Raw genomic sequence first — 10257 nt, forward strand, 5'->3', positions numbered from 1 at the left:
CATTTAACTATATGAAAATAATTACATTATTGAATTGCGGTAAAAAAGGGGGCACGGTGTTGTTTGAGGTTGTTCATCGGTAATCAGACACTTCTTCACAACTATATCCACAGAAAAGGTGAATAAAATTCCCTTCACTGACGCTCATCTGTTTATAACTCAGCACTTATTTGTGAGTTATTCAAATGTTATTAGGCTGCAGCCCTGTAAGAGAGTGGTTTACCGCCTCCCTGTAGTGTGAAACAATCATTCATATATAAGGTTTAGTTTGGGGTAGTCCGGTGATTGATGACGATGGCTACCGCCCGAACGTAGGAATAGTAATTTGTAATCGTCAGGGCCAGGTAATGTGGGCCCGGCGATATGGTCAGCACTCCTGGCAATTCCCGCAAGGCGGGATCAATCCAGGAGAGTCCCCAGAACAAGCGATGTACCGGGAGCTTTTTGAAGAGGTCGGTTTAAGCCGAAAAGATGTTCGCATCCTGGCTTCGACCCGCAACTGGTTGCGTTACAAGTTACCGAAACGTTTGGTGCGTTGGGACACAAAGCCGGTTTGTATCGGCCAGAAACAGAAGTGGTTTCTGTTGCAGTTGGTGGGCAACGATTCAGACATCAATATGCAAACCAGCAGTACGCCGGAGTTCGATGGCTGGCGCTGGGTGAGCTATTGGTATCCTGTTCGTCAGGTCGTGTCATTTAAACGCGATGTTTACCGTAGGGTGATGAAAGAGTTTGCAAGTGTGGTAATGCAGCTTCAGGAGATCCCGCCTAAGCCGCAGAGCGCACCTGCATGGCGACGTAAAAGAGGTTAAGCTACGCAAATCATGCTCACCCGCTTGCGAGAAATAGTCGAGAAGGTGGCCAGTGCTCCGCGTCTGAACGAGGCGCTGAATATTCTGGTCACTGACATCTGTCTTGCGATGGAGACCGAGGTCTGTTCGGTGTATCTGGCCGACCACGATCGGCGCTGCTATTACCTGATGGCGACCCGTGGTTTGAAAAAACCACGTGGACGCACCGTAACGCTGGCATTTGATGAAGGTATCGTCGGTCTGGTTGGCCGGCTGGCTGAACCCATCAACCTTGCTGACGCACAAAAACACCCCAGCTTTAAATACATCCCTTCCGTAAAAGAAGAGCGCTTCCGCGCTTTCCTTGGCGTGCCGATTATCCAGCGTCGCCAGCTGCTTGGCGTGCTGGTTGTCCAGCAGCGCGAGCTACGTCAGTACGATGAAAGCGAAGAGTCTTTCCTCGTCACGCTGGCCACGCAGATGGCGGCGATCCTCTCCCAGTCCCAGCTTGCCGCGCTTTTTGGTCAGTATCGCCATACGCGCATTCGTGCCCTTCCTGCCTCGCCAGGCGTCGCGATAGCGGAAGGCTGGATGGACGCCACGCTGCCGCTAATGGAGCAGGTTTACGAAGCCTCAACGCTTGATGAAGCGCTTGAGCGCGAGCGTCTTACCGCCGCGCTGGAAGAGGCGGCGAATGAATTTCGTCGTTACAGCAAGCGCTTTGCCGCAGGCGCACAAAAAGAGACGGCGGCCATCTTTGACCTCTATTCGCACCTGCTCTCCGATGCGCGTCTGCGTCGTGAGCTGTTTGCAGAAGTGGATAAAGGCTCGGTCGCGGAGTGGGCGGTTAAGAAGGTCATCGAAAAATTTGCCGACCAATTTGCGGCACTGACCGACGGTTATCTGAAAGAGCGGGCTGGAGATCTCCGCGCTCTGGGACAGCGCCTGCTGTTCCATCTTGATGACACCATTCAGGGGCCGAATGCCTGGCCAAAACGGTTTGTTCTGGTCGCCGATGAACTCTCGGCAACGACGCTGGCTGAACTGCCTCAGGACAGGCTGGCCGGTGTGGTGGTGCGCGATGGTGCCGCCAACTCCCACGCCGCCATTATGGTGCGCGCACTGGGTATTCCTACCGTTATGGGGGCGGATATTCAGCCGTCGGTACTGCACCGCCGTACGCTGGTGGTTGACGGCTATCGCGGTGAGCTGCTGGTCGATCCTGAGCCGGTTCTGCTCCAGGAATACCAGCGTCTTATCAGCGAAGAGAATGAATTAAGCAAGCTGGCGGAAGATGACGTTAACCTGCCCGCACAGCTAAAGAGCGGTGAGCGGATTAAAGTCATGCTCAACGCCGGTTTAAGCCCTGAGCATGAGGAAAAGCTTGGCAGCCGCATCGACGGTATTGGCCTGTACCGTACTGAAATTCCGTTTATGCTGCAGAGCGGTTTCCCCTCGGAAGAGGAGCAGGTGGCGCAGTATCAGGGGATGCTGCAGATGTTTAACGACAAACCTGTCACCCTACGAACCCTGGACGTCGGGGCGGATAAACAGCTGCCCTATATGCCGATCAGCGAAGAAAACCCGTGCCTGGGCTGGCGTGGGATCCGCATTACGCTCGACCAGCCGGAGATTTTCCTGATCCAGGTGCGTGCGATGCTGCGCGCCAACGCGGCGACGGGCAATCTCAGCATCTTACTGCCGATGGTCACCAGCATTGATGAGATCGACGAGTCCCGGCGACTGATCGAACGTGCGGGCCGTGAGGTGGAAGAGATGATCGGCTACGCGATCCCGAAACCCCGTATCGGGGTGATGCTTGAAGTGCCGTCTATGGTCTTTATGCTGCCGCAGCTGGCAAACCGTGTTGATTTTATCTCTGTCGGCACGAACGACCTGACGCAATATATCCTGGCCGTTGACCGTAACAATACCCGCGTCGCCAGTATCTACGACAGCCTGCATCCGGCGATTATTCGCGCGTTAGCGATGATTGCCCGTGAAGCGGAACAGTACGGCATTGATTTACGCCTGTGCGGTGAAATGGCCGGGGATTCCATGTGTGTTGCGATCCTGATTGGTCTGGGATACCGCCATCTGTCGATGAACGGTCGCGCGGTCGCCCGCGTGAAATACCTGCTGCGGCATATCGACATCAATGATGCTCGCGAGCTGGCTGAACGCAGCCTTGACGCGCAGTTGGCCGCTGAGGTTCGTCATCAGGTCGCGGCGTTTATGGAACGACGCGGTATGGGCGGCCTGATCCGCGGTGGCCGCTAATCGTCTTTCGCCCTCTCCCTGTGGGTGAGGGCGCCAGCGTGCATCAAACCCTATACACATCTTTTACATCTCTGGCGCATCCCCCGCGCCCGCCTTGTGCTATGATTCGCAACTTTGGAGCCTCTGCTTACAGCAGAATCGCATTTCTACCGCTGTCCACTTTCAGCGGAATAACAACATCTTGTGGTGACAGATGAACAGTGGTTATCTGCATTTTCCGGAATTTGATCCGGTCATTTTCTCAGTAGGACCTGTTTCGCTTCACTGGTACGGTCTGATGTACCTGGTGGGCTTCATTTTTGCCATGTGGCTCGCTGGCCGTCGCGCCAGCCGTCCGGGCAGCGGCTGGACTAAAAACGAAGTTGAAAACCTGCTTTATGCGGGCTTCCTCGGCGTGTTCCTCGGTGGCCGTATTGGGTATGTGCTGTTCTATAACTTCCCGGTATTCCTGAATGACCCTCTCTATCTGTTCCGCGTCTGGGACGGCGGCATGTCCTTCCACGGCGGCCTGATTGGGGTGATCCTGGTAATGGTGATTTTTGCCAAACGGACCAAACGCAACTTCTTCCAGGTTTCAGATTTTATCGCACCGCTGATCCCGTTTGGTCTCGGCGCTGGCCGTCTGGGCAACTTTATCAACGGTGAGCTGTGGGGCCGCGTCGATCCGAGCGTGCCGTACACGATGCTCTTCCCGGGCTCTCGCGCAGAAGATATCGCGCTGCTGCCATCACACCCGGAGTGGCAGTCCATCTTCGATACCTACGGCGTGCTGCCGCGCCATATGTCTCAGCTGTACGAGCTGGCGCTGGAAGGCGTAGTGCTGTTTATCATCCTCAACCTGTTTATCCGCAAACCGCGTCCGATGGGCGCTGTCTCCGGCCTGTTCCTGATCGGCTACGGCGCATTCCGTATTATCGTCGAGTTCTTCCGTCAGCCAGACGCACAGTTTACCGGCGAGTGGGTACAGTACATCAGCATGGGGCAGATCCTCTCCATTCCGATGATTGTCGCGGGTGCCATTATGATGATTTGGGCGTATCGTCGTCGTCCACAGCAACAAATTTCCTGAGGAACCATGAAACAGTATCTTGAATTGATGAAAAAAGTGCTCGATGAGGGCACGCCGAAAAACGACCGCACCGGTACCGGTACGCTCTCCATTTTTGGCCACCAGATGCGCTTCAATCTGCAAGAAGGCTTCCCGCTGGTGACGACAAAGCGCTGCCACCTGCGCTCGATCATTCATGAACTGCTCTGGTTCCTGCAAGGCGATACCAACGTTGCGTATCTGCACGAAAATAACGTCTCAATCTGGGACGAATGGGCAGATGAAAACGGCAACCTGGGCCCGGTTTACGGCAAGCAGTGGCGCGCATGGCCAACGCCTGATGGCCGCCATATTGACCAGATCACCACCGTGATGAACCAGCTGAAAAACGATCCGGATTCGCGCCGAATCATCGTTTCCGCCTGGAACGTCGGCGAGCTGGATAAAATGGCGCTGGCACCATGCCACGCGTTCTTCCAGTTCTATGTGGCGGATGGAAAGCTTTCCTGTCAGCTCTACCAGCGCTCCTGTGACGTGTTCCTCGGCCTGCCGTTTAACATTGCCAGCTATGCGCTGTTGGTCCACATGATGGCGCAGCAGTGCGACCTGGAAGTGGGTGATTTTGTCTGGACCGGTGGGGATACCCATCTCTACAGCAACCATATGGAACAGACGCATCTCCAGCTGACCCGCGAGCCGCGTGCGCTGCCGAAGCTGATTATCAAACGCAAACCGGCATCAATCTTCGACTACCGCTTTGATGATTTCGAGATTGAGGGCTACGACCCGCATCCGGGCATTAAAGCGCCCGTCGCTATCTGATGCGATAAAGCGTGACATAACCGGTGCTGTTTAGCGCCGGTTTTTTTTTGCCTTTATCCCATTTCCCGAGGCGTTATCCACAAAGCGTGCAACGCGCTGCAACTCTCCCAATTCTCCGGATAACGCCTCGTAAAAAGAGGATCCGTCGCTCGTCATGTTCACGGCGCTTCGCCACACTCCCGGTATGAAAAAAGAGAACGGTTTTACGCTTATCGAAACGCTGGTCGCGGTTTCGCTTGTCGTTATCCTCAGCGCCTCAGGCCTGTACGGCTGGGACAGCTGGCAACGGCAGCAGCGGCTGTGGCAAACCGCCAGCCAGGTGCGAGATTACCTGCTGTTTTTGCGCAACCATGCCAACCGCCACAACCGCGACCATCAAATTACCCGTCAGCAAGTGGGGGGGCGGGACTGTCTGGTGAGCTCTGCCGTGCAGGGCTGTGAGAAGGGCAGTCCCTTTGTACTGATTCTGCTCTGGCCTGAGGTCGAGGTCAGTGAGGTCACGCCGTCGCTGGCGTTCTTTGGATTAAGGGATACGGCATGGGCGGGGCGGATACGCGTTCAAAGCCGTGCAGGAGCATGGCTGATTATCGTCTCAAATGGAGGACGCATCAGGATGTGTAAGGTTTCTGAGGGAGGTTCATGTTGATGAGGCAGCGCGGTTTCTCACTGACTGAAGTTCTGATTGCCACGGCGATTAGCAGCCTTTTGCTGATAAGCGCATCGCGTTTTTTACCCGGCTTGCAGCGGGCGGTCTTAGTGCAATCCGGCCAGAGAGAGCTGGAGGAAGAGGTCTGGCAACACCTGTTTGCCCTGGGCAAGCAGCTTCAGCGTGCGGGGTACTGTGCGGGAAACTGTCAGGGACAGGCGCTGGTGACAGCGAGGCTTGGAGGCTGCGTCATCGTGCGGTGGGATGCCAACAGTAACGGCAGCTGGGATAACACGGTATCAGAAAATGACAGCACCGGTTTTCGTCTGGAATCGGGGGCGCTGGAAACCCAGCGTGGGGCGACGTCGTGCGAAGGAAAAGGATGGGAAAAGCTCACGGACCCGGACAGGCTTACGATCGCGCATTTTGTAGTGAGGAAAGTGGAACATGCCGGTTTTGCGCCAGAGGTAAATATCGAACTGGCCGCGATACGTAAAGGCGGGCAGGGGGAGCCCTGGGAGGCTTCGTATACGGTCACGGGGTACAACCTGTGAACCGTCAGCGCGGAATGTCTTCGCTGGCGCTGGTTCTGCTTTTACTGGTGCTCGGCACCCTGATCCTCACGGGGCTCAATCAGCAGCTTACAACGTTTAGCGCGCTCGTTGGCGGCGAGAGCCGCTCGCTTCAGCAGCAGGCGACGGTACAGTCCGCGCTTGAGTGGGGACGGGTTCAGAGCTGGTCGTCAGAGCCACAGGTTCAGTGCAAAAACACATTGTCGTGGCGAGTGTGTTTGCGCCATTTGAGTGAGGGGCGTGTGTTACTGATTGCCGGAGACAGCGACCTGTTGCTCTGGCGTGCGGGAGAGATTGTCGACGGGAAAGTTCGCTTTTCGCCTCACGGCTGGAGTGATTTTTGTCCCCTTAAGGAGAGCGCGTTATGTCAGCTGCCGTGAGCAGAGAAAAAGGGTTTAGCATGGTGGAGGTCCTGCTGGCGATGATGCTGCTGGTAATCGTCGTGACGGCTCTGTCGGGTTATCACCGGGCGCTGGCGGCGCGGTTTAGCGTGTTTAACCAGTATCGCCAGCTTTGGCACCATGCCTGGAATCAGTCTCAGCTCTTAACAAATGTTCTCCCCGCAGGCTGGCAGGCCAGTCGGGGGCAGACAACGCACGCAGGATGTGTCAGCATCACGGTTACACTTATTTCTCCTCTGGGGCGGCGCGGTGAGATAACGCGTCTGCATTGCCCGGTTAGCCAGTAGTCGGGAGCGTCTATGTTAAGGGTCTACCACTCAAATCGTCTGGACGTGCTGGAAGCACTGATGGAGTTTATCGTTGAGCGCGAGCGGCTTGACGATCCTTTTGAGCCCGAAATGGTGCTGGTGCAGAGCACCGGTATGGCACAGTGGCTGCAAATGTCGCTTTCCCGTAAATTTGGCATAGCCGCGAACATTGATTTCCCGCTGCCCGCGAGCTTTATCTGGGACATGTTCGTTCGCGTGTTGCCGGACATACCGGAGCAGAGCGCCTTCAACAAGCAGAGCATGAGCTGGAAGCTGATGGCGCTGCTGCCGGACATGCTGCAGCGCGATGAATTCGCCATGCTGCGCCACTACCTCAATGACGATACCGATAAGCGCAAGCTGTTCCAGCTGGCGTCGCGCACCGCCGATCTCTACGACCAATACCTTGTTTACCGTTCTGACTGGTTAATTCGTTGGGAAGCGGGCGAGTTGATTGAAGGGTTGCCGGAGGCGCAAATATGGCAGGCACCGCTGTGGAAAGCGCTGGTAGAGCATACTGAGAAACTTGGCCAGCCGAAGTGGCACCGTGCCAATCTGTACGATCGGTTCATCTCGATACTTGAAAATACGTCGGAACGCCCGGCCCGACTGCCGTCACGCGTCTTTATCTGCGGGATATCCGCATTACCCCCCGTCTATCTGAAGGCGTTGCATGCGCTGGGCAAGCATATTGATATCCATATTTTGTTTACCAACCCCTGCCGACAATACTGGGGGGATATCCTCGACGAACGTTGGCTTGCCCGGCTGGTTACCCGCCAAAGAAAGCGCCTTTTTGAAGAACGTTCCGTTCCGCTATTCAAAGACGGCTCGACTGCCGGGCAGCTTTTCGATGAAGAGGGAATCCAGAACCTGCCCAATCCGCTGCTTGCCTCATGGGGGAAGCTGGGGCGTGACTACATTCACATGCTTTCAGACATCACTTCATCAGGTGAAGGCGACGTGGATGCCTTTGTCGAGATTGTCCCCGATAGCCTGCTTCACCATATTCAGCTGGATATTCTGGATCTGGAAAACCGTGCCGTGATGGGCGTGACGGCGAACGAGTTCGAACGCAGCGACAGCAAGCGGAAGCTGGACGCTGACGATCGCAGCATCACGATCCATGTTTGCCATAGCCCACAGCGTGAGGTCGAAGTGCTTCACGACCAGCTGCTGGCGATGCTGCAGGACGATCCCGAACTGACGCCACGCGATATCGTGGTGATGGTGGCGGATATCGACAGCTACAGTCCCTTTATTCAGGCCGTCTTTGGCAGTGCGACGGGCGAGCGATACCTGCCTTACGCTATCTCTGACCGTCGCGCCCGCCAGTCGCATCCGGCATTGCAGGCATTTATCACTCTGCTTTCACTGCCGGATAGCCGCTTTATCTCCGAAGATGTCCTGGCGTTACTGGATGTTCCCGTGCTGGCTGCACGCTTCAACATCAATGAAGAGGGCCTACGCTACCTTCGCCAGTGGGTGAATGAGTCTGGCGTTCGCTGGGGGATCGATGACGATAACGTTCAGGAGTTCGAACTTCCCCCAACCGGGCAGCACACGTGGCGATTTGGCCTGACGCGTATGCTGCTGGGCTATGCCATGGAGAGCAGCCAGGGCGAGTGGAACGAGGTGCTGCCTTATGATGAGTCCAGCGGGTTAATTGCTGAACTGGTGGGGCATTTAGCGTCACTCCTGATGCAGCTTAACCGCTGGCGACACGAGCTGCTGCAGCCGCGTCCGCTTGACGCGTGGCTTCCGGTTTGCAGGGCGTTGCTTAGTGATTTCTTCCTGCCAGACGGTGACACCGAAGCGGCGATGGCACTCATTGAAACGCAGTGGCAGGCTATCATCGACGAAGGCGTGGATTCCCACTATCAGGAGGCCATCCCGCTGTCGCTGTTGAGGGATGAGCTGACGCAGCGGCTGGACCAGGAGCGAATCAGCCAGCGTTTCCTGGCGGGCCCCATCAATATCTGCACCCTGATGCCAATGCGTTCTATCCCATTTAAAGTGGTCTGTCTGCTTGGCATGAACGACGGCGTTTATCCGCGCGCGCTGGCACCGCTGGGGTTTGATTTGATGAGCGCAAATCCAAAGCGGGGCGACCGTAGCCGCCGTGATGATGACCGCTATCTCTTCCTTGAGGCGCTCATTTCTGCCCAGAATAAGCTCTATATCAGCTATATCGGCCGTTCCATTCAGGATAACAGCGAGCGTTTCCCCTCCGTTCTGGTGCAGGAGCTGGTGGACTATATCGGCCAGAGTCACTATCTACCGGGAGATGAAGAGCGCAACTGCGACGAAAGCGAGCAGAGGGTTAAAGCCCATATCACCTGTTTCCACAGCCGCATGCCGTTTGACCCGGTGAACTACACGGTCAGCGAGCGCCAGAGCTATGCACAGGAGTGGCTACCAGCGGCGAAAAAGGAGGGGAGTGCACATACCGATTTTATTCAGGAGCTTGACCCGCAGCCCACTAAAACCCTGACTTTCGAACAGCTTCAGCGGTTTTGGGCGCATCCGGTGCGGGCCTTCTTCCAGCAACGATTGCAGGTCAACTTCCGTTCTGAAGAGAGCGAAATTCCGGATGCCGAGCCTTTTACGCTGGAAGGGCTGGAGCGCTATCAGCTAAACCTCCAGCTGCTGAATGCGCTGGTTGAAGAGGAAGATGCTGACAAACTATACCGTCGCTACCGTGCTGCAGGGCAGTTGCCCTATGGGGCGTTCGGGGAAATTGTCTGGGAGGCGCAGTGTCAGGAGATGACCGCCCTGGCAGAGCGGGTGAGAGCGTGTCGGCAGCCGGGGAAAAGTATTGAAATCGATCTCAACTGCAATGGCGTAGAGCTCACGGGCTGGTTAACCCAGGTTCAGCCGGACGGGCTGCTGCGCTGGCGACCCTCTATGCTGAGCGTTTCACAGGGGTTGCAACTCTGGCTGGAACATCTTGTCTACAGTGCGGGTGGTCATAAAGGTGAAAGCCGGATTTTCGTGCGCAAAGAGGGCGAATGGCGCTTCCCGCCGATGGAGTCTGAACAGGCGTTACGGTATCTGTCTTTGTACATTGAGGGCTACCGTCAGGGAATGAACAAACCGCTCCTGTTACTGCCGGAAAGTGGCGGTGCGTGGATAAAAGCCTGTTATGACGCGCAGAATGATGCGATGTTAACGGATGAGTCTTCGCTGCAGAAAGCACGCAGTAAATTTTTGCAGGCCTATGAAGGTAACATGATGGTGCGTGGCGAAGGTGAAGATGTCTGGTATCAACGCTTATGGCGAACGCTTGAGCCAGAGTACTTCGAGGCTATCACGGAAGAGGCGCAGCGCTACCTGCTGCCGTTGTTTAAATTTAATCAGTCCTGAGCGCTGTATAAAAATTGCGCAGC

The 10257-nt window shown here is 55.8% G+C and carries 9 protein-coding genes; all 9 read left to right on the forward strand.

Going from position 1 to position 10257, the window contains the following annotated elements; genetic code table 11:
• Positions 1–281: 281 nt before the first annotated feature.
• The 9 genes from rppH (at position 282) to recC (ending at position 10234) form a co-directional block, all read left to right on the forward strand.
• Positions 282–812: an RNA pyrophosphohydrolase gene (gene rppH / locus AB8846_RS07055; protein ID WP_013098553.1), complete on the forward strand. Its 531-nt coding sequence runs from the start codon at positions 282–284 to the stop codon at positions 810–812.
• A 12-nt stretch (positions 813–824) separates the two neighbouring features.
• Complete coding sequence (ptsP, locus tag AB8846_RS07060) at positions 825–3071, forward strand: phosphoenolpyruvate--protein phosphotransferase (RefSeq protein ID WP_023309047.1); 2247 nt, start codon at positions 825–827, stop codon at positions 3069–3071.
• Between the two features lie 193 nt (positions 3072–3264).
• Positions 3265–4140 (forward strand): prolipoprotein diacylglyceryl transferase, encoded by an 876-nt coding sequence (gene lgt, locus AB8846_RS07065; protein ID WP_023309046.1) that lies wholly within the window; start codon positions 3265–3267, stop codon positions 4138–4140.
• Between the two features lie 6 nt (positions 4141–4146).
• On the forward strand, positions 4147–4941 hold the full coding sequence (gene thyA / locus AB8846_RS07070) for a thymidylate synthase (protein ID WP_014885081.1): 795 nt from the start codon (positions 4147–4149) through the stop codon (positions 4939–4941).
• 184 nt (positions 4942–5125) lie between these two features.
• On the forward strand, positions 5126–5587 hold the full coding sequence (locus tag AB8846_RS07075) for a prepilin peptidase-dependent protein (RefSeq protein ID WP_370732492.1): 462 nt from the start codon (positions 5126–5128) through the stop codon (positions 5585–5587).
• On the forward strand, positions 5581–6141 hold the full coding sequence (locus AB8846_RS07080; RefSeq protein ID WP_370732385.1) for a prepilin peptidase-dependent protein: 561 nt from the start codon (positions 5581–5583) through the stop codon (positions 6139–6141). Before AB8846_RS07075 ends, AB8846_RS07080 begins: the two co-directional genes overlap by 7 nt.
• Positions 6138–6539 carry a DUF2509 family protein gene (locus AB8846_RS07085; RefSeq protein WP_370732386.1) on the forward strand — a complete coding sequence of 134 codons (402 nt, stop codon included), beginning with the start codon at positions 6138–6140 and terminating at the stop codon, positions 6537–6539. The genes AB8846_RS07080 and AB8846_RS07085 overlap by 4 nt, the downstream gene beginning before the upstream one ends.
• Positions 6524–6847 (forward strand): prepilin-type N-terminal cleavage/methylation domain-containing protein, encoded by a 324-nt coding sequence (locus AB8846_RS07090; protein ID WP_370732387.1) that lies wholly within the window; start codon positions 6524–6526, stop codon positions 6845–6847. Before AB8846_RS07085 ends, AB8846_RS07090 begins: the two co-directional genes overlap by 16 nt.
• Before the next feature lie 12 nt (positions 6848–6859).
• Positions 6860–10234, forward strand: a complete 3375-nt coding sequence (gene recC, locus AB8846_RS07095; RefSeq protein ID WP_370732388.1) for an exodeoxyribonuclease V subunit gamma — start codon at positions 6860–6862, stop codon at positions 10232–10234.
• The last annotated feature ends 23 nt before the right edge of the window (positions 10235–10257 follow it).

This window comes from Enterobacter sp. KB-221C9 (assembly GCF_041320715.1).
In the GTDB taxonomy this organism is placed as follows: domain Bacteria; phylum Pseudomonadota; class Gammaproteobacteria; order Enterobacterales; family Enterobacteriaceae; genus Enterobacter; species Enterobacter asburiae_D.

Bases quoted from the DNA above. Each gene is read 5' to 3' on its own strand.
- ptsP (WP_023309047.1), top strand. From the start codon at position 825: ATGCTCACCCGCTTGCGAGAAATAGTCGAGAAGGTGGCCAGTGCTCCG.
- lgt (WP_023309046.1), top strand. From the start codon at position 3,265: ATGAACAGTGGTTATCTGCATTTTCCGGAATTTGATCCGGTCATTTTC.
- thyA (WP_014885081.1), top strand. From the start codon at position 4,147: ATGAAACAGTATCTTGAATTGATGAAAAAAGTGCTCGATGAGGGCACG.
- AB8846_RS07075 (WP_370732492.1), top strand. From the start codon at position 5,126: ATGAAAAAAGAGAACGGTTTTACGCTTATCGAAACGCTGGTCGCGGTT.
- AB8846_RS07080 (WP_370732385.1), top strand. From the start codon at position 5,581: ATGTTGATGAGGCAGCGCGGTTTCTCACTGACTGAAGTTCTGATTGCC.
- AB8846_RS07090 (WP_370732387.1), top strand. From the start codon at position 6,524: ATGTCAGCTGCCGTGAGCAGAGAAAAAGGGTTTAGCATGGTGGAGGTC.
- recC (WP_370732388.1), top strand. From the start codon at position 6,860: ATGTTAAGGGTCTACCACTCAAATCGTCTGGACGTGCTGGAAGCACTG.